This window comes from Bradyrhizobium sp. ORS 285 (assembly GCF_900176205.1).
Classification (GTDB): domain Bacteria; phylum Pseudomonadota; class Alphaproteobacteria; order Rhizobiales; family Xanthobacteraceae; genus Bradyrhizobium.
The window spans coordinates 4,324,280-4,345,535 of the sequence record NZ_LT859959.1; the positions used below are offsets into that span (position 1 = coordinate 4,324,280).

Annotated in this window: 10 protein-coding genes; all 10 read left to right on the top strand. The window is 67.8% G+C overall.

What is annotated here, in order from left to right; genetic code table 11:
* Positions 1–25 precede the first annotated feature (25 nt).
* Genes BRAD285_RS19605 through BRAD285_RS19650 form a run of 10 tightly spaced genes read left to right on the top strand, consistent with a single transcriptional unit; the run spans position 26 to position 21,255 of the window.
* Complete coding sequence (locus tag BRAD285_RS19605; protein ID WP_006609065.1) at positions 26–1,180, top strand: MFS transporter; 1,155 nt, start codon at positions 26–28, stop codon at positions 1,178–1,180.
* Positions 1,177–5,571, top strand: coding sequence for a type I polyketide synthase (locus BRAD285_RS19610; RefSeq protein WP_006609066.1), 4,395 nt, complete (start codon positions 1,177–1,179; stop codon positions 5,569–5,571). The genes BRAD285_RS19605 and BRAD285_RS19610 overlap by 4 nt, the downstream gene beginning before the upstream one ends.
* Complete coding sequence (locus tag BRAD285_RS19615) at positions 5,568–8,867, top strand: non-ribosomal peptide synthetase (protein ID WP_006609067.1); 3,300 nt, start codon at positions 5,568–5,570, stop codon at positions 8,865–8,867. The genes BRAD285_RS19610 and BRAD285_RS19615 overlap by 4 nt, the downstream gene beginning before the upstream one ends.
* On the top strand, positions 8,864–13,378 hold the full coding sequence (locus BRAD285_RS19620; RefSeq protein WP_006609068.1) for a type I polyketide synthase: 4,515 nt from the start codon (positions 8,864–8,866) through the stop codon (positions 13,376–13,378). Before BRAD285_RS19615 ends, BRAD285_RS19620 begins: the two co-directional genes overlap by 4 nt.
* Positions 13,375–17,373: a non-ribosomal peptide synthetase gene (locus BRAD285_RS19625; RefSeq protein ID WP_006609069.1), complete on the top strand. Its 3,999-nt coding sequence runs from the start codon at positions 13,375–13,377 to the stop codon at positions 17,371–17,373. The genes BRAD285_RS19620 and BRAD285_RS19625 overlap by 4 nt, the downstream gene beginning before the upstream one ends.
* Positions 17,370–18,467, top strand: coding sequence for a patatin-like phospholipase family protein (locus BRAD285_RS19630; RefSeq protein WP_006609070.1), 1,098 nt, complete (start codon positions 17,370–17,372; stop codon positions 18,465–18,467). The genes BRAD285_RS19625 and BRAD285_RS19630 overlap by 4 nt, the downstream gene beginning before the upstream one ends.
* Positions 18,464–19,291, top strand: a complete 828-nt coding sequence (locus BRAD285_RS19635; protein WP_006609071.1) for a thioesterase II family protein — start codon at positions 18,464–18,466, stop codon at positions 19,289–19,291. The genes BRAD285_RS19630 and BRAD285_RS19635 overlap by 4 nt, the downstream gene beginning before the upstream one ends.
* A complete protein-coding gene (locus BRAD285_RS19640) occupies positions 19,288–20,514 on the top strand; it encodes an ArsA family ATPase (RefSeq protein ID WP_006609072.1) in 1,227 nt (408 codons plus the stop codon). The genes BRAD285_RS19635 and BRAD285_RS19640 overlap by 4 nt, the downstream gene beginning before the upstream one ends.
* Positions 20,511–20,957, top strand: a complete 447-nt coding sequence (locus tag BRAD285_RS19645; protein WP_006609073.1) for a hypothetical protein — start codon at positions 20,511–20,513, stop codon at positions 20,955–20,957. The genes BRAD285_RS19640 and BRAD285_RS19645 overlap by 4 nt, the downstream gene beginning before the upstream one ends.
* A 13-nt stretch (positions 20,958–20,970) precedes the next feature.
* Positions 20,971–21,255, top strand: a complete 285-nt coding sequence (locus BRAD285_RS19650; RefSeq protein WP_006609074.1) for a hypothetical protein — start codon at positions 20,971–20,973, stop codon at positions 21,253–21,255.
* Position 21,256: the final 1 nt, after the last annotated feature.

Below are 21,256 nucleotides of genomic sequence, written 5' to 3' on the forward strand. Positions count from 1 at the left end.
GACGCTGGCAGGTGCAGCCATCGTCATGTCGCAGCTATCAAATTTCGTTTTTGCTCCGGCCCTGCCGGAGATCGGTCGATACTTTGAGATTTCCGCTGGCCGTTCGCAGATGCTGATGAGCGTTTTCCTTTCGGGCTATGCCTCGGTCCAGATCGTGGTGGGTCCCCTCGCCGACCGTTTCGGCCGTCGCCCCGTGCTGATCGGGGGCATCGCGCTGCTCGCGGTCGGCGCCGTGACAGCAGCGGTGGCGCAGATCGTGGCCGGCGTGTTCGTCGGCATCTTCATTCTATCGGTCGGCGCCGGCGTCCTGCCGACGGTCGGTCAGGCGATGATCCGCGACAGCCGGGATGCCCAGGCGACGTTGATGATCCTCGCGCGGCTCGGCACGGCGCTGGCGCTCGCCTCCGCCCTCACTCCCATCATCGGCACCTCGCTGGTTGGCACGCTCGGCTGGCGCGGGCTGTTCGCGGTGCTGGCTGCCGTCGTCCTCGCGCTGGGGCCGTTCGCCTTCGTCAGCCCGGAAACCCTGACGCCGCCGGTCGAACAGGACAAGACACGCCCGCATTTGGCCGTCACGCTGGAGAGCTATCGCATCGCGCTCAGCCAGCGGCGGCTGGTGCTGTACGCCACCATGATCGGCTGCCTGACCGGTGCACTGACCATCTTCTTCATCGGCGCACCGTTCCTGTTCATGCACAAGCTGAAGGTGTCGGTGCACACCTATGGCATTCTGGCTTTCATAGCCTTTCTCCCGTTCATCATCGGATCGATCGCGGTGCGGGTATCGTTGCGGCGGCAATGGCTGTCGCTTCACGCCAACATCCTCGTCGGCTGCGGCCTCGCGGTGATCGGTGCGGCAACCGGTTGGCTCACCAGCGTGCTCGAGCCCTCGGTGACGCTGATCCTGCTCGCAGCCGGCACCTTCACCTTCGGTCTCGGAATGGCGGTGGTGGTCGGCCGGTCGGCGGCGCTGAGCGAGGCAACGCGCGACATTGCGACGTCATCGGCGCTCGTCACGTTCCTGATGACGGTGCTGGCGGCTGCGATCTCAGCCACGGCCGGAGTTATCGAGACCATCGAGCATGCGCCGATCTTCAGCCTGATGCTCGTGAGCGCGCTGATCGGATTCGCCGCCGCCTTTGCCGGCAACTCCATCGCGCGCGCGGCTGCCGCCACATGACGTCGGCATCCGTGCCCCCCGGCAGCACCGCGATCGTCGGCATGGCCGGGCGCTTCCCGGGCGCCGCCGACATTGCGGCGTTCTGGTCGCTGCTGCGCGAGGGGCGCGATGGCGTGCGCCGCCTCTCCCGCGACGAACTGATCGCGGCCGGACTTCCCGCATCGCTGGTCGACCATCCCGACTATGTCCCAGCCAAGGGACTGATCGAGGAAGGCGACTGCTTCGATGCGGAGTTCTTCGGCATTGCGCCGCGCGAGGCCGCTTATCTCGATCCGCAGCACCGCTGGTTTCTGCAGAGCTGCTGGCACGCGCTCGAGGATGCCGGCTGCGATCCCGCGACGTTCAAAGGCTGGATCGGCGTCTTCGCCGGCGAGGCCGAGCAGAGCCACCAGGCAGCCCTGCTCGCGCGCACGCGTGATGTTGTGGAAGCCGCGCAGTCGACTCCGATCTTCTTCGGCAACAGCCCCGATTTTCTCGCCACCCGCGTCTCTTACAAGCTCGATCTGCGCGGGCCGAGCCTGACCGTGCAGACGGCCTGCTCGACCTCGCTTGTCGCGGTTCACCTGGCCTGCCAGTCGCTGCTGACGTTTGAATCCGATCTCGCGCTGGCCGGCGGCGTATCGATCAGCACGCCGAATGCCGAAGGCTACAGATTCGCCCACGGCTCGGTGGAGTCACCCGACGGCTGCTGCCGGCCGTTCGATGCCGACGCAGCGGGCACCCTGCCCTCGAACGGTGTCGGCGTCGTCGCGCTCAAGCGGGTCGAGGATGCGCTCGAAGCCGGCGATCGCATCTACGCGCTGATCCGCGGCACCGCGATCAACAATGATGGCGGCCGCAAGGTCGGCTTCACGGCACCGAGCATCCAGGGTCAGGCCGATGTCCTGACGCTGGCGCGCAAGGTGGCCGGAATCGACTCCGCAGAGATCGGATTCATCGAGGCGCATGGCACCGGCACCGTGATGGGCGATCCGATCGAGATCGCCGCGCTGGCTGAGGCGTTCGGACCGGCCGAGCCGGGAGCGCCGCGCTGCTGGATCGGCTCGCTGAAGAGCAATGTCGGACATCTCAAGGCTGCGGCAGGCGTCGCCGGGCTGATCAAGGCGGCGCTCGCGCTCCATCACCGGGAGATTCCGCCGACCCTGCACTATCGTAGCGCCAATCCCAAGCTCGAGCTGGGGCGCACGCGGTTTGCCATCAACGACCGTCTAGAGCCATGGACGTCGGATCGCGCGCGGCTCGCCGCCGTCAGCTCGTTCGGCATCGGCGGCACCAATGCCCATGCCGTGCTGCAGGAAGCGCCTGCGCCGGTCGTTCGCGCGGCGACGAACGAACAGCCATTGATCCTGCCGCTCTCCGCACCGGACGATGACGTCGCCGATGCGATGGTCCGCCGGCTCAGTGCCGCGCTGTCGGCATCGCAGCCGCCGGACATCACCGATGTCGCCTTCACGCTGCAGACGCGGCGGCGCCATTTCCCCCGGCGGCGCGCCATCGTGGCGGCAACGACCAGCGAAGCGCGCGACATCTGCAACGGCAATGGAGCGGTGATCACGAGCCGCGTCGGCGCCACAAAGCGCCCGCTATGCTTCATGTTTCCCGGCCAGGGCGCGGAATTCATCGGCATGGGCAGGGGCCTGCTCCGCACCGAGCCGCTGTTCAAGGAGGTCGTCGATCGTTGCGCCGCAACCGTCCAGCGGCTGACCGGGACCGAGATCCGGCAAGTGATCGAAAATGGTCGCGTGGACACGGCCGCCCTCGGCGACACCCGCTGGACCCAGCCGGCGCTGTTCGTGATCGAATATGCGCTCAGCCGACTCCTGATGCATTGGGGGCTCGTCCCGGCCTGCCTGATCGGTCACAGCATTGGCGAGCTCACCGCGGCCTGCCTTGCCGGGGTCATGTCGGAAGACGCTGCCCTGGCGCTGGTGGTCGCGCGCGGCGAAGCCATGCAAGCGAGCCCTGACGGCGCGATGCTCGCGGTCGCCTTGAGCGAGGCCGGGATCGGCGAACTAGGCCCAGACCTGCGGCTCGCTGCCGTCAATGCAGCCACGCAATGCGTGATCTCCGGCACGCCGGAAGCGATTGAACAGCAGGACGCCCGCTGGAGAGCGATGGGCGTGCAGACGCGGAAACTGCCGGCCGGCCGCGCCTTCCATTCGCACCTGCTGGAGCCCGCACTCGACACATTCAGGTCGACGCTCTCGCAGACGCCATTGGCTGCACCGCGCATCCCCATCGCCTCGAACGTCCATGGTGGCTGGCTCAGCAACGGAGAAGCTTGCGATCCCGCCTACTGGATCCGCCAGGCGCTCTCGCCGGTGCGCTTCCTGGACGGGTTGGCCTCCGTGCTGGCGCAGCAACCTCATATCCTGATCGAGGTGGGGCCAGGCAGAACACTGGGCGGCTTTGCGCGTCGGCATGCTGCGCGCACGCCCGACACCGAGATCGTCGCCGTGCTGCCGCAGCCGTCGTCCGCCGACATCGACGAGACACGCGCCACTTACACGGCGCTTGCCGAACTGTACGCGCAGGGCTGCGAGCTGGATTGGCAGGCCTTCAACGAGGGCCGACAGCGACAGCCGGTGTCACTGCCGCCCTATCCTTTCCGGGCCACCCGCTACGCCGTGGACATGATCGCCGATCTCGCGCGATCGACGCCGCCGCCTCCTGCCGGCCGACCGTCTGCATCAGGCGAGATCCTGTTTGTGCCGGCCTGGGAGCGCAGGCCGCGGCGTGTTCCGGATGCGCTGGACGGGACGACCTGGATCGTTGGTGACCCCGAGGGTGACCTCACCCGGACCATCGCCGCCGCCGTCGGCCGTGCCGGAGGACGGCTGATGCAGGTGTCGGCGGCTGCCGACCGCGACGAGTTGACCGCGCACCTGCGTGCCGGCGTTCCCGACCGTATCGTGCACCTCGCGCTGCGGCAAGAAGTGAGCGGCGATGCACGCGAACGCGGCTATCAGTCACTGCTCCGGATCGGAGCTGCACTGGGAGCCGCCAACGTCGCGGCACTGATCGACCTGATCGTTCTCGCACGCGATGTGTTCGCGGTGGACAACGCGGATCGCCCCGATCCCGAGGTCGCCCTGATGCTCGGGCCGGCCATCGTATTGGGTCAGGAACAGCCGAACGTCACCGTGCGCATCATCGATGTCGGCCGTGACGTGCGAGACACTGCTGTGGTCACCGCCTGCGCCGCGTCGGGCGCTTCCGTCTCTGCCTTGCGGGGCGACCGCGTATTGGAACGCAGCTTCCGTCCGGTCGGCAGCATCGATCACACCGCCAAGCTCGACGGCCACTATCTCATCACCGGCGGTCTCGGCCGGCTCGGCCTGACCGTGGCGCGCGAGCTCGCCAGCCGGCATGGCGCCCGCCTGTCGCTGCTCGGCCGCTCGGTGCCCAATGACATTGCCAGCCGGCTTGACGGCATTACGACCCACGGCGGATCTGCCCAGACGTTCTCGTGCGACGTCACAGACATCGACGCGCTTGCCAAGACGGTTTCCGTCGCCGAAGCGACGTTTGGGCCGCTCGACGGCGTCATCCACATGGCCGCCGAGACCCGCGCCTTCGCATCCATTCCCGACACTGACGGCGCCAGGTCGAAGCGTATGCTCGCGGCAAAAGTCGCAGGCGTGCAGGCGCTCGACAACGTGCTCGGCCGGCGAGAGCTGAGCGTGCGCATCCTGATGTCATCGCTCGCCTCGCTGCTCGGCGGGCTCGGCTTCTCATCCTACGCGGCCGCGAATGCCTGGCTCGATGCCTATGCAGAGCGTGATGGCCGCTGGGCTTCGCTGTGCTGGGACGCGTGGTCGGAAGGATTGAAGGCTGACGACGTTGCGTCGGCGGGCTACGCGCTCACGACGTCGCAGGCGATCGACGCCATCGAGCGTGTCGTGGCCGGAGGATTGACTGGCCAGCTCGTCGTCTGCGGCGGTGATCTCGACGAACGCCTTGCGCGCTGGACTGCATTGGCCCGACAGGCCACCACCGCGAACGATGCTATCTTCGACGATGCGACGGATCGCGCGCACGGCATTCGCGACATCTTCGCCGAGGTGCTCGGGCGCTCCGATCTGCCTCACGACGGTGATTTCTTCGATCTCGGCGGCGACTCGCTTCAGGCCATCCAGGTCGTCTCGCGCCTGCGGCTGCGCTTCGCATTGCCGGTCACACCCGATCTGTTGTTCGCGCACACCACTCCGGTTCAGCTCGCGGCCGCGCTCGATCATCTCGCGGCTGCGCAGCCGCCGGGTGCGGCCACCCCTGCTGTCGATCTGGTCCGCCCGGTGAGCGAGGAGGCCCGCCGCATGGTCGAAGTGATGTCGGGCGATGAAGTCAACCGGATGCTGGAGCGGCTACTGGCGGAGGGGCAACCCACATGACCGCCGCGCGGCTCACGCCAGACATGGCCAAGATGTCCGCGGCAGAGCAGCGCGCCCTGCTGACGCAACTGCTGAGCCGCCGCACCGATCAGCCGCACAGCTACCCGCTCTCATTTGCGCAGCAGCGGCTGTGGTTTCTCGACCGGCTCAATGCCGGCAGCCCGGCTTACAACATCCCGGGCGCCTTTGACCTGTCAGGGCCGCTCGACGTCGCCGCCCTGACGGAGGCGCTGAATGACCTGGTCGCGCGGCACGCGCCGCTACGCACCGTCTTTGCCGAGATCGACGGCAAGCCCGTGCAGACTGTGCTGCCCACGCTTCACGTCGCGCTGCCGCTCGTCGATGCGGTCGATGAGGATGCCGCCCGGAGCCTGGTCGACGCTGAAGTGGCCAAGCCGTTCGATCTACGCGAGACAGTGTTCAGAGCCAGGCTGATCCGCCTGACCCCATATCGTCACGTCCTCATCGTCGTGCTCCATCACATCTGCGCCGATGGCTGGTCGCTCGCGGTTTTCAATCGCGATCTCGCTGCCGCCTATGCGGCGCGCCGGGATGGCCAGGATCCGAACCTTGCCCCCCTCGGGACAGACTATGCGAGCTTCAGCGTGGCGCAGCGAACCGCGCTCAGCGGCACGCGGCTGCACCATCTGCTCGATTTCTGGAAGGCCAAGCTTGCCGGTCTGCCTGTGATCGACCTGCCGCTCGACCGGCCGCGGCCCGCGCTCGCAAAGCTGCGTGGCGACTCGATCGATGTCAGCCTCGAACCGGATCTGATCGCCGCGGCGAGCGAGTTGGCGCGGCAGCAGTCGACGACGCTCTATTGCGTGCTGCTCGCCGCATTCCGCGCCGTGCTCGGCCGGATCGCGGGCCAGACCGATTTCGCGATTGGAGCGCCCGTGGCTGGACGAACCGATCCTGCGCTGGAGAATCTGATCGGCTTCTTCGTCAATACGCTGGCGATCCGGGTCGATCTCGCGCAGGCGAAGGATTTCAGCCATCTCGTCCGCCTCACCAGGGAGACGATGATCCAGGCCCAGGCGCGTCAGGACCTGCCATTTGAGAAGCTGGTCGATGACCTGAACCTGCCGCGGGACACCAGCCGCAATCCGCTGGTGCAGGTGCTGTTCGCGCTGCAGAATGCGCCGATGCTGCCGCTGCAGCTCGAAGGCCTGTCGACAGCCGCGTTTCCGTATCGACTGCCCGCGGCGCGCTTCGATCTCGAGCTGCATCTGTGGGACGGCCGGCAGAGCTGGACCGGCGCGCGCGATGTGGACGCCGGGCTGACTGGCACCTTGTTCTACAACAGCGATCTGTTCGATCGCGCGACGATGACGGACCTGCTCAGGATGCTGAAGGTCTGGCTCGCGGCCGCGCTTGCGACGCCAGACCGTCCGCTCGCCAGCTATCCGCTGCTTGATGCGGCCGCACAGGCCGGCATCATCGCGACCGGCGATGGCGGTCCGGCGCCGGATGTTGACCTGCCCGCGCTGCTGGAAAAAGCGCGCGTGCGTTTTGGCGAACGCTGCGCGTTACACGACGGGTGCGGCCAAGATCTCACCTATGATCAGCTCTACGATCGTGCCGACCGGATCGGATCGGCGCTCTGCGCACGGGGCCTCACCGCCGGAGACGTCGTCGCGCTGGTGCTCCCCCGTGGCCGCGATCTTGTCGCCGCCATGCTGGCTTGCGCCCGCTTCGGCTTCCCGTTTGCGCCTGTCGATCCTGAGCTGCCGCCGCTCCGCCTCACGCAGCAGATCGCGCTCGCCGGTGCCGCGCTAGTGCTCTGCGCAGACGAACATGGGGCCGACGCGGCGATCAGTGCGTCGTGCACGACGATCGGCACCTTGATCGGCAACATCGGCCGCGACGTCATTGCCCGACCCAACGCGCGCAATCACGCCCCGCTCTACATCGTGTTCACCTCGGGTTCGACCGGCACGCCGAAGGGCGTCCGTATGCCGATGCGCGCCTTTGCCAACTTGATGGCCTCTCAGCTCGCCATCCGCCCGCAGCCGATGCGGACGCTGCTGGCCTCTGCGGTCGGCTTCGACGTTGCTATCCAGGAGGTACTGTTCACGCTGTCGACGGGCGGTGTGCTGATCCCGGCAACGGAGGCGCAACGGCGCGATCCGCAGCAACTCGCTGCGCTGATCGCACGAGAGCAGATCGAGCGCGTCTTTCTCCCTTTCCCGCTCATTGCGCTGCTGGCGCGCGGCGTCGTCACTTCCGGGCAACGCCTTGTATCGCTGCGCGAGATCATCACGGCGGGTGAGCAGCCCCACCTCACCGACGAGGTCCGGCGTCTTTTCACAGGGCATCCGGGCCTGCGGCTGATCAATCAGTACGGTCCCGCCGAGACCCATGTGGTGAGCGAGGAAGTGCTCGACGGCGATGCCTCGCACTGGCCCATGCTGCCGTCGGCAGGGCGCGCGCTCCCGGGCAATCGCCTGTATGTCCTCGATGCAGAAGCCCGGCTACAGCCCTACGGCCTTGCCGGCGAACTCTGCATTGCCGGCGTTCAGGTTGCCGATGGCTATCTCGGCGGCGGCGCCTTGGCGGATCGCTTCGTCGCTGATCCGTTCGCCGCCGACGCCCGCATGTATCGCACCGGCGATCTCGTCAAGCTGAACCGCGATGGGCGTCTCGCATTCCTGGGCCGGCGCGACAACCAGATCAAGATCCGGGGCTACCGCGTCGAACCGGGCGAGATCGAGGTGGTGCTCGCCGCTCATCCCGGCGTTACCGATTGCGCTGTCGTCGCCGAGCGCGATGGGGGCGGCCACCGCCACCTCGTCGCCTGCGTCGTTCCCGGCTCACCGGCTTTTGTGCCGCATGCCCTGCGTGACTGGCTGCGGCCCCGCCTGCCCGACTACATGATGCCGGCGCGCTTCCTGCAACTCGATGCGCTCCCCTTGTCTGCCAACGGCAAGGTCGACCGCGCCGCGCTGACTGCTGCCGGCCGACCATTCGCCTCGTCGTCGCTGGACCAACCCGCGCCGCGCAGCGCGACCGAACAAGCGATCGCTGCGATCTGGAGCGCTGTGCTCCGCCGCGACGACGTCGACGTCGACAGCACCTTCTTCGAGCTCGGCGGCAATTCGCTGCTGCTGGTGGAGGCCTACGACAAACTGGTGAGCAGCTTTGCCGTGCCGCTCGCCATCGCCGACCTGTTCCAGTTTCCGACGGTGGCGGCGCTGGCGCGTCACATCGATGCGGCCGCGCAGCCGGCCGCCGTCAGCACCGCGACCGGAATCCGCGGGCGTGCGCTGCGCATGCGCGGAGAGGGCTTGCGATGACCGGGAGCTCCTTGAGCGCGCGTGAGGCCATCGCCGTGATCGGCATGGCCGGTCGTTTCCCCGGCGCTGACGATGTCGAGACATTCTGGCGCAATCTGCAAGCCGGCGTCGAATCCGTGCGCCCCTTGAGTGACGACGACCTCGTCAAGGCCGGCGTTCCCGCCTCACTGTCCACCCGACCGGACTATGTGCGCGCCAAGGCCGTGCTCGACGACGCCGACTGTTTCGATCATGAGTTCTTCGGCTATTCGCCGCGCGAAGCCATGCTGATGGATCCGCAGCATCGGCTGCTGCTCCAGGTCGGCCATGCCGCGCTCGAAAGCGCTGGCTATCGCAAGGGCGGCATCGCCGGCTGGACCGGGGTGTTCGCCGGCGCCGCCCGTGCGGGCTATTGGCTGTCAAACCTCACCGACAATCCGCGCGCGGCCGAAGGCGACGACCAGATCTTCATCGGCAACGAGAAGGACTTTCTCGCCACCCGGCTTGCCTTCAAGCTCGACCTGCACGGACCGGCCGTCGACGTCCAGACGGGGTGCTCGACGTCACTGGTCGCTGTCCACATGGCATGCCGCGCTCTGCTGGCCTTCGAATGCGACGTCGCGCTGGCCGGCGGCGTCACCGTCAGCCTGCCGCTCACGGGCGGCTACCTGCATCAGGAAGGATCTGTGCTGGCCCGCGACGGCCATTGCCGGCCGTTCGATGCGGCGGGCGACGGCATCGTTCCCGGCAACGCCGCCGCGATGGTCCTTTTGAAGCGCCTGTCGGAAGCGGTCGCCGATGGCGACATGATCCATGCCGTGATCCGCGGCAGCGCCATCAACAATGATGGCGGACGCAAGATGAGCTTCACCGCGCCGAGCGTCGAAGGACAGGCCGAGGCTGTGCTGCTGGCGCAGCAGCTTGCCGGCATCACGGCCGACGAGATCGGACTGATCGAGGCCCATGGAACGGGAACGCGGCTCGGCGACCCCATCGAGGTCAGCGCGCTCACGCAGGCGTTTCGCGAGACGACGCAGCGGAACGGCTTCTGCGCGCTGGGCAGCCTGAAGGGCAATGTCGGTCATCTCGATGCCGCCGCCGGCGCCGCCGGGCTGATCAAGGCGGTGTGCGCCGTGCGCGACGGCATCATTCCGCCGACCATCAACGTCAACACGCCCAACCCTGCGATCAACTTCGCCGGCAGTCCGTTCTATCTGGCCACTGAAGCCAAGACATGGCCGGAGGCGGTGCGCCGCGCCGGCGTCAGCGCCTTCGGCATCGGCGGCACCAACGCGCATGTCATCGTCGAGAGCTTTACGCCGACGCGCGCGACAGGACGAGATGGCAGCTGGCGCGTGCTGCCCTTCTCGGCACGCGACGAGGATGGCTTCACTCGGCTGAGCACGGCGCTCGCTGACCGTCTTGCCGACGGACAGATCACGCTCGCCGACGCTGCCTACACGCAGCAAGCCGGACGCACGGCTCACGACCAGCGCGGCGCGATCATCGCACGCGATGCGGCCGAGGCGGCAGCGGCGTTGCGAGGCGACAGTGGCAGTCGCCGCGTATCGGCCCGGGCGTTGATGCGGCCCAAATGCGCTTTCCTGTTTCCGGGCGGCGGTGTCGCCTATCCCGGCATGGCGCGCGGACTGCTCGCGCAGGAGCCAGCATTCCGAGAGGCATTGCTGGAGGTCGCGGCGCATCTCAGCACGGCGGGGGCCGATGTGCTGCCGCTGATCCGCGATGCGTCCGACACGCCTGCCGATCGCAGCGCTCGGATCACCCTGCCCGCCACTTTCGCTGTCTCCTACGCGCTGGGCCGGCTGTGGCAGGCGCGCGGCGTCAAAGCCGACATCATGCTCGGCCACAGCCTCGGCGAATATGCTGCCGCAACGCTCGCTGGCGTGTTCACGCTGGCAGAAGCCGCACGGATCGTGGCGTTACGCTCGGCGCTGCAGGATGCGAATGCCGGCGGCGCCATGCTGGCCATCATGGGGTCGAGCGAAGCCGCAATGGCACTGGCAGGCCCGGAGGTCGATCTCGCCGCCATCAATGGCCCCGATCTGTGCACCGTCTCAGGACCACACGCCGCCATCGATCAGCTCGAACGCAAGCTCGACGCGTACGGCCTGCGCAGCCAGCGCCTCGTTCTCAACGTCGGCGGCCACTCCCGTGCGATCGACGCTGTCATGCCGGAGTTCAGGACTGTGTTTGCGGGCGTGCCGCAGCGTGCGCCATCATGCCCTATCATCTCCAGCCTGACCGGCGACTGGCTTCGCGCCGGCGAGCTGACGCCCGACTACTGGGTCACGCATCTGCGCCACACCGTCCGCTTCGACCGCGCGCTCGCCACGCTGTTGCGCGAGCCCGACCTGGTGCTGATCGAGTGCGGTCCGGGCGAGGCTTGCACGATGCTGGCCGCACAGCATCCAGCCTCCAGCACGAGCCATCATCGCGTGATCTCGGTGCGAAAGGCCGGAGCCGCCGATGATGATAAGGCCGTGCTGCTGACCGCGGCCGCGCAGCTTTGGTGCTCCGGCGTCGAAGTCGATCTCTCCGCGACAGCCGGCGTCGCCGACGGTGTTCGCGTGCCACTGCCGACCTATCCGTTTCAGCGCAACCGACTCTGGATCGACGCCCCGGCACCCGGCCAGCGCAGCAGCGCCGCAACTGACAAGCCGATTGACGATTGGTTCTATCTGCCTGCCTGGCGCAGGGCGCTGCCGCCTGTGGCGCGAACCGACGCTGCTTCCGGCGCTGCGCTGGTGTTCGACGACGGCAGCGCCATTGCTGCCGGCGTTATCGACGGACTGCGCATGGCCGGGCATGATCCCGTGCTGCGCGTGCGCCCCGGTGACGGTTTCACCATCGACGAGCAGGATGTCTTCCAGGTTCGCCCGGGATCAGCCGAGGATCTCGGCCTGCTGCTGATCGCGGCCGGCGCAGCGCCTGCGCTGGCGGTCCATCTCTGGAGTGCAGATGCCGACCGAGGCGCTGCAGCCGAAGTCGACCATGGCTTCATGTCCATCGTCGCCCTGATGCAGGGCTGCGCCACGGCCGGATTTGCGCCGCCGGCGCGCACGCTGATCGCGACACGGCGTGCGGTGCTGGTTGATTCCGCCGATGAGCTGATCCCGGCGCGCACAACGGTGCTCGGCGTGGCACAGGTTCTGCCGCAGGAGTTTCCGGGCTGCGAAGCCTCCGTAATCGATCTCGATCCCTCGGCAACGCCTGAGGCTGCCACCGAATCCCTGCTGCGCGAGATCAGCGCGGTCAGCGTGGAGCCGGTCGTAGCCCTCCGCAGCCGCCGCCGCTGGCTCAAGGACTACACACACGTCCAACTCAGTGCCAAATCACCGGCCATCCGCGGCATTGCGCGCGGCGACCTCGTGGTGATCACGGGCGGCCTCGGCCGCGTCGGCCGACTGCTCGCCGCTCATCTGGCACGCCGGTTCGGCGCCAAGGTCGCGCTGATCGTGCGGCCCGGCTTTCCGGACGAAGGCCGTTGGGACGTCGCCGATCCCACCCAGGCCGAGCGCATCGCCGCGCTCCGACAATGGCGCAGCGAAGGCCTGTCGATCGAGGTCGTGCAGGCCGACGTTGCCGATCCCGTGGCCATGGCCCAGGCGTTCGCGACGCTGGAGCGGAAGCATGGGCCTATCGCCGGGATCATTCATGCGGCCGCCGTCACCAGCGGCACGGCGCTGATCAGCCCGATCCTCCAGCTGACACCGGAGGACGCCGCGACGCAGTTCGCGCCCAAGCTCGCGGGACTCGACGGCCTGGATGCCGCCGTTGCCGCCTGCGCGACTTCGCCGCGCTTCGTGGTGCTATTGTCCTCGAACGCCGCCATTCTCGGTGGTCTCGGCTTTGCCGCCTACTCGGCCGCCAACCAGGTCCTGGATGCGGCCGCAGCACTCCGCAGCCGGGGCGGCAGCACCGACTGGATCAGCACCAATTGGGATCGCTGGCTCACGCGCGACGATGAGCTCGCGACGGGCGCCGGCACCAGCATGGACGCGTTCGCGATGCGGCCGTCGGAGAGCCTCGATGCCATCATGCGCATCATCCTGCGGGGCGAGGCCGAGCAGTTCGTGGTCACGCGCGGAGACCTCGCGCAGCGCCGCCAGATCTGGATTGCGCGCGAGGCAAGCGCCGAGACGACGCCCGCGCTCCAGCCGCTGACCTCCCAGCGCCGGACCGCCTATCGCGCGCCCGAAGGCGAGATCGAGCGCGGGCTTGCCGCGCTGTGGAGCCAGCTGCTCGGGATCGAGCGGATCGGCGCCGACGACAATTTCTTTGATCTCGGCGGCCATTCGCTGCGCGCCGTGCAGTTGCTGGCGCGGATCACCGATCAGTTCGGCGTTCGGCTATCTCTGAAGACGTTCTTTGCCGCACCGACCGTGGCCGGCCTCGCCCTCAGCATCGGCCAGGCTCTGACGGAAAGCACGGACAAGGCGACCTTGACCGCGCTGCTCGACGGGCTCGATCAGCTTGCGGGCAAGAGCGTGCCGGAGACGCTGGCATCATGAGGGCTGCAGCAGATATCGCCGAACGGCTACGGCAACTCTCGCCCGCGCAACGCGCCGCGCTGGACGCGCAACTCGCAGCGGCGCGTACGCCCCAGGCGAAGCCCGCACCGATCGCCAAGGTGCTGCCCGCCACGGGCGGAACGGCACCGCTGACATCAGCGCAGCGCCGTCTCTGGTTCCTGGATCGGCTGTCGCCGGGCGACTACGCCTACAACTCGCCACTGCCGCTGCGACTCAGCGGTCCCGTCGATGTGAAGCGCCTCGAAGCCGCGCTGGGCGCGCTGATCGCGCGCCATGCCGTGCTGCGAACCTCGTTCGGCGAGCGTCACGGCGAGCCGTGCCAGTCGATTGCGCCCAGCGTCGATTTCAGGCTTGAACGGAGCGACCTGTCTCACCTCGCCCGCGATGCGCGCGACGAGCGGCTGAGCACGGCCATTGTCCGGCACGCCCAGCATCGGTTCGACCTCACCTGCGCGCCGCTGATTGCGGCCGAACTGATCAAGCTCGGCGAGCGCGATCATGCGCTGCTGCTCAATCTCCACCACATCATCACCGATGGCTGGAGCGTCAGCGTGCTGCTGCGCGACCTCGACGCGCTCTATCGGGGCGAGACGCTGCCGCCATTGGCAATCGATTATGCCGACCTCGCCTATCACGAAGCCGGCGATGACGAGCGGCTTGCCAACGAGCTGGAATGGTGGCGCGAGACTCTGGCAGACCTGCCGGTGACCGAGCTTCCGACCGATCGGCCCCGACCGCCGCAGCAGAGCCACGGAGGCGATGCCGTCGCGGTCGCGATCTCGCCTCAGCATGGTCGTCTGATCGACGCGCTGGCGCGCCAGAACGGCACGTCCGCCTTCGCCGTGTTTCTCGCCGCGTTCACAGCTCTGCTGCATCGCTACACCGGCGAGCCCGATCTCGCCATCGGCTCGGTCACAGCCAATCGCGCGCGGCCCGAGCTGGAGCCGTTGATCGGCTTCTTCGTCAACACACTGGTGATGCGCCAGCGGCTCGATCCGGAGCGCAGCTTCGCAGACCTGGTCAAGCAGACGCATCGCACCGCGATGGCCGCGCTCGACCATGCGCTGACGCCGTTCGACCGGTTGGTCGAGACGCTCAACCCGCCGCGCGATCCCTCGCGCAATCCGCTGGTCCAGGCGGCGCTGTCGGTGCAGCCGGATTTCCCGGCCAAGGGCCGGCTCGGCGACAGCACGGTCGAGATCCTCTCGGCCGACTACAAGGCGACCCGCTTCGATGTCGAGCTGCATCTGTTTCCGGATGGCACCGGCGGCTGGCGCGGCGTGCTGACCTATGCGGCCGACCTGTTCTCGCGCGCCAGCATGGAGGCTTTCGCCGCGCGCTTCAGGACGCTGCTCACCGGCGCCGTGACGCGCCCCGCGACCGCCATTGCCGACCTCGCCTTGATTACGGCAGCCGAGCGCGATGCGCTCGCAGAGCGGGCGACGGGCGCACCCGCGCTGCCTTATGTGAGTCTGCCCGAACGCTTCGCGCGCCATGCCGACGCGCGCCCGAGTCATCCCGCGCTGATCTGCCGCGGCGAACAGATCAGCTACGGCGAGCTCGCATCACGGGTCGACAGAGTCGCCGCCGCACTGACCGAGCTGACGCCGGACGGCACAGTTGTCGCGGTGCTTGGACCTTCGTCTCCGGCACTGATCATCGCGCTGCTGGCAATCTGGCGCAGCGGCCGCTGCTATCTGCCGCTGGGCCATGATCTTCCACCGGCACGAGTCGCCGAGCTGATCGCCGATGCGCGGCCGGCCATGCTCCTGACCACCGATCCGGCGCAGCAGCCTCTTGCGACCGATCTTCCGCAGGCCTCCGTGACCGAGTTGCTCGCGAACGCCGTGCCACGAGCGTTGCCGCCGCCAGCCGCCGGGCAGCTCGCCTACCTCATCTACACCTCCGGCAGCACGGGACGTCCGAAGGGCGTCATGGTCGAGCATGGCGGCCTATCCAATCTCGCCGACGCGCAGGCCGACGACATCATCCCGGACGGGACGGACGCGCGGGTGCTGCAATTCGCCGCGATCACCTTCGACGCCTTCATCTTCGAGGCCGTGATGGCGATGGCGCATGGCGGCACCCTGCTGCTGCCCGAGCACGGCAACACCGTCGACCGGCTCTCCGTCTCCGCTCGCATTCGCGCCGACGGGGCGACGCATGTCACGTTGCCGCCCAGCATGCTGCTGCACCTGCGCCCCGCCGATCATCCGTCGTTGCGCAGCGTCGTCGTGGCCGGAGAAGCCTGCCCCGGCGGCCTCGGTGAATGGGCTGAAGCGACACGGCTGTTCAACGCCTATGGCCCGACCGAGACAACCGTCTGGAGCACGATCGAGCGGATCGAAGGCAACGCCGCGCCGACCATCGGCCATCCGATCCGCGGTCATCGTGTCGCCATGGTCGATGCCAAGGGCGCCGCGCTGCCGTCCGGCATCGCCGGCCAGATCGCGATCGGCGGCATCGGCCTTGCCCGCGGCTATCTCGGCGATGCCGAGCAGACGGCCGCGCGCTTCCGGGCCGATCTGCGGCTCGCGCCGGGCGAGCGCTTCTATCTCAGCGGCGATCGCGGCCGGCTGCAGCACGACGGACGGATCGCCTATCTCGGCCGGACCGATCAGCAGCTGAAGCTGCGCGGCCACCGCATTGAGCCCGCCGAGATCGAGGCTGCGCTTGGCCGACACCCTGATGTCGCCGAGGCCACGGTGACTCTCCATGAGGCCAGCCTCGTCGCCTTCGCCGTCCCGCGCGGCTCCGCGAAGCTCGAAAGCACATCGTTGACGGCTTTCTTGCGAGAGCGTCTCCCGGCCTATCTCGTCCCGGATCGCATCGTCGTGATTCAGTCGATGCCACGGACGCGGCATGGCAAGCTCGATCTGGCGGCGCTGTTGGCGGCGGCGGAGGTTGCGTCTGCCCCGCGCCGCACCGGTCCAAGCGGCCCGATTGAGACGCAGGTGGCGACCGTCGTCGCCGACGTGCTCGGCCGCAATGCCGCCGAGGCCATCGCGCTCGACCGCGACGCCGACTTCTTCACGCTCGGCGGCCATTCCTTGCTGCTGCTGACACTGAGAGACCGGCTGCACCGCGCCACCGGCCGCGAGCTGGCTTTGGCGACATTGTTCGCAGGCTCGAGCATCGCGCAGATCGCCGCTGCGCTCGCCTCCGACCATGACGCGGCGGGTTTGCCAAGCCAGGTGCTGCCGTTCCGGCGTGACGGTGGCGCGCCGCCGCTCTTTCTCGTGCATCCGGCCATCGGAACGTCGCTCGGCTATGGCGCGCTAGCCGAGGCGCTGCCGAAGCACTGGCCGGTGTTCGGCCTCGAGGCACCGGCCGCCGCGCAGGCGAGAGACCTTGCGCGGCTGGCAGCAAGCTATGTTGAGCTCGTCAGACGCGTCGCGCCACAGGGTCCCTATCGCGTCGGCGGCTGGTCGCTCGGCGGCGCCATCGCCTTCGAGATGGCGCGTCAATTGGAGGCCGCAGGCGAGCGGGTGCAGCTCGTACTGATCGACGCCGGCCTGCCCTGGCGCGGCGGCAAGCTCAGCCCGCTCCGCGTCGCCGCATTGGCCGTTGGGCTCGGCCGCGAATTGCTGCGCAGCGTGCCGCGGTCGCGAGCCGACATCACCGATCTCGCGCGGCTGGCCGGCGACCGCCACACCGGCATGGCCCGCGTGATGATCGGGCTCGCGCGCGAGCTGATCAGCCGCTGGCCGTGCTTCACCGCACTCAGCCGCGCCTGGCTCGACTATGAGCCGGGCCGGTATGGCGGACCGACGCTGATCGTGCGCGCCAGCGTCGATGGCAGGATCGCTCCCGACGATCCGCTGGTGGCGACCGTCAGCGCTCATCTGGCGAGCGCCCCCAGGATCGAAGTCGTGCGCGCGGCGCATCTGACCTTGCTGGGGCGCAAGTCCGTCGCGGCCCTTGCGGCAGCGATCACCAACGGACTCGCCACAGGCGATGGAGTCCAGCCATGACACATCAGCGCATCCTCGCGATGGATGGCGGCATCAGCGGCTACATCACGGCCGAGGTGCTGCGCCGCACGGCCGACCGCATCGGCCGCAACGGCGGCCATTTCCTCGACAGCGCCGACATCATCGCCGGCACGTCGGCCGGTGGCCTGAACGCCCTGTTCCTCGCCGCCCATGAGGATCCCGATCACGGCATCGAAGGCGCGCTGAGCTTCTGGGAGCACATCCTCGACACCACCTTCACCTTCAAGCCGACTCGCCTGGTCGCCGGCTTCGTCGGCGCCAAGGCGTTCGACGACCGCAGCCGGATGATCGATTTCCTTGTCAGCTATTTCGGCGCCGACACAAGGCTCGGCGATCTCAAGCGGCGGGTCATCGTGCCCGCCTTCCAGCTGCATCACGAGAACGCCAGCGAGCGGCAGCGGCAATGGCGTCCGCGGCTGTTCCACAACATTCCCGGCATCCTCGACTACTCGCCCGACGAGCGCGTCGTCGATGTCGCCCTGCGCACCAGCAACATCCCGGTGATCAGCCCGATCTTCGCCGGCATCGCCGGCGGCGACATCGGCTATCTCGACGGTGGCCTCGTCGCGAACAATCCGTCGATGTGCGCGGTCTCGGCGGTGTTCGAGCAGCGCCGCGCCGCCGGCGAGCCGATCGACGTCGAAAGCATCAGCGTGCTCTCGGTCGGCTGCGGCCGCAAGCCGCTGTCGGTGAAGCCCGAGATCGTCAACGGCATTGCCGATTGGGGCTACGGCCAATGGTTGCTGTCGCCGAAGGAGCCGATGCTGCTGGTGCGGCTCGCGATCCGCGGCGGTGGCGCCATCATCGAATATCAATGCGCGCAGCTGCTCGGCGCCAACTTCAAGCGGATCGATCCGTATTTCAACACCGCGCCGCATCCCTTCGACATCGCCGAGACACGCAAGGTCATCGACGAGGCGCTGGCTCATACCGACGTCGAGGCGGCGGTCGACGAGATCTGCCAATGGCTCCATATCCAAGGCTGGATCGGCGACATTCCGCCCGGCCCTGAAGGCCGCGACGTCTTCACCCCGATCATGCAACCCAGCGCAACCTTCGAGCCGGACGCATGAGCACGACGACATCTGCAGGCGCGAAGAGCGGCACGGGTCGCGCATGGATCGGCGGCGATCCCGAGACGCCGCGCCGGCTGCGGCTGTTCGCGCTGCCCTTCGCCGGCGGCAATGCCGCAAGCTTCGGTGAATGGCCGTCACGGCTGCCGGGCTGGATCGCGTTCTCGCCCGTGCACCTGCCGGGCCGCGAGCGCCGCATCATGGAGCCCGCGATCGACGAGGCGCACGCGCTGATCTCGCAGCTCGTCCCAGCCATCACGCCGTGGCTCGACCGCCCGTACGCGTTGTTCGGCCACAGCATGGGTGCGATGCTCGCTTATGAGCTGGCGCAGGCGCTGCAGCAGCGCGGATTGCCGCTGCCCGAGCTGCTGATCGTCTCGGGACATGGCGCGCCCAATCTGCCGCGCCGGTTTCGCGACGTGTCCCACCTCGACGATGCCGCATTCGTGGCGGCCGTCACCGAGCTCGGCGGCCTGCCGTCCATGCTGCTCGACGAGCCCGAGCTGTTGGCCCTGGTGCTGCCAGCGCTGCGTGCCGACTTCAGGCTGTGCGAAACCTATCGCTGGAGCCAACGGCCACTGCTATCCTGCCCGATCCTGGCGATCGGCGGCCGCAGCGATCCGATTGCCGGACTGCCCGAGCTTCAGAGCTGGCAGGCCATGACGTCGGCGCCTCGCACCTGTGAGATGTTGGACGGCAATCACTTCTTCATTCATCACGCGATGCCGGCCGTCGTGGCGTTGATCGCCCGCGCCATCGCGGAACGGCTGCGCGACGCATCAGTCGCGCGCGGCCCAACAGCTTCGGAGTTGCGACCGTCATGACCGGGACTGAACCTACGCGGACCAAGCCGCGCATCATCATGGTCTCCGGCAAGGGCGGGGTCGGCAAGACCACCGTCGCTGCCGCGACCGCGGTGGCGCTGGCCGCCCGCGGCCGCAAGACCATCGTGATGTCGTTCGACCTGGCGCACAGCCTCGCCGACAGCTTCAACATGAGCGAGGAGCTGTTCAGCACCGCACGCGGCCAGCCGGTGAAGGTGCGCGACAATCTCGACTTCCAGGAGATCGACGTCCAGGAGGAGATGCAGCGCAACTGGGGCGACGTCTACAAATACATCGCCTATCTCCTGATGGGCGGCGGGCTCGACGGCATCGTCGCCGAGGAGGCGGCGATCATGCCGGGCATGGAGGATATCATCGCCCTCCTCCACATCAACCAATATGCCCGCGAGGGCACCTACGACGTGATCGTGGTCGACTGTCCGCCGACCAGCGAGTCCTTGCGCTTCGTCTCGATCATCGGCTCGATCGACTGGTATGTCCGCAAGCGGCTCAAGATCGACCGCCGGGTCGCCAGCGTGCTGCGGCCGATTGCCAAGAAATTCGGCGGCGAATCCATGATGCTGCCGGAGGACGGCTATTTCGCCGCACTGCAGAGCTTGTTCGAGAAGCTCGAAGGCGTCGAGACCATGCTGCATGACCCGACGATCACCTCACTGCGGCTGGTCACGGTGCCCGATCAGATGGTCGTCCGCGAGACCCAGCGGGCCTATATGTATTTCAACCTCTACGGGATCGCCATTGACACCGTCGTCGTGAACCGCATGCTACCCAAAGGCGACGGCTACTTCTCGCACTGGGTGGAGCGACAGACCGCAATGATCGAGACGGTGCATAGCTACTTCGACCCGGTGCCGATCGCGATTATCCCGTTCCAGCGGAGCGAGGTCGTCGGCATCGAGCGGCTGGAGGAATTCGGCGCCCAGCTCTACGGCGAGGCCGACCCGGCCGAGGTTCGCATTTCGACGGCGCCGTTCGGCTTCGCCAAGATCTCCGACAACGAACACAGGCTCTCGGTGCAGCTCCGGTTCGCACCAAAGGACAAGGTGGAGATCTCCCGCGACAACGAGGATCTCTTCATCCGGATCGGGACGTTCAAGCGCGTCATCCTGCTACCCCGCGCCCTGGTAGCAATGCAGACGGCGGGCGCAAAGATGAACGGCGATGCACTCGAAATCACATTCAGAAAGGATGCGCATTCATGATCAGCCGCGGAAGCTTCCCGTTCCTGAAGCGGGCCATGGACTCATCGCAATCGCTGACCGACGATCTGCGCGAGGTCGCGGACACGCATAATTCGGCGATGAGAACGCTGCTCGAGCAGGCGCTGAAGGCGCAGGCCGAGCTCTACAAGGGTCAGCTCGCGGTGGTCGAGAACCTCATTGGCAAGCTGCACAAGCCATCATCGCCGCCGCCAGCGACCCATGCGCGCCCGGCAGCAACAGCTCCGGCCCCGGCGCCTGCCAGCACGCCGACCTCGACAGCAGCCGCCAACGTCAGCCCGGTTCACGGCAGCCGCGCCCAGGCGATCGCGACCGCTACCGCTGCGGCCACTGAATCGGCGACGCTGGCCCAGCAGATCAGACCAACCGCCGAGCTGCGCACCGCCATGCCGTCCCGCCCGACTCCCCTCCCCAAGGATTCCTGAAAGGACCAGACCGATGACCGAGGCCCATGACAAGGACGACGCCACCGTCGACGCCGCAACGCTCGGACTGAAAGCGATCGATCTGCAGCCGCTGCTCAACTACGCGCAGGCCGCCATCAACCAGGTGCTCGGGCCGCTATTGGCCGGACGCAACGAGAGCGTCCAGATCATGCGCAAGCACATCCTGCGCAGCGAGGCCGAGCTGCTCCGCGGCCTGCTCGCGGTGGTCGAGAAGGAAGAGCAGCGCGCTGACAGCGGCCCCAAGGAGCGCCGTCCGCAACGTGTTCCGGTCGAGTAGG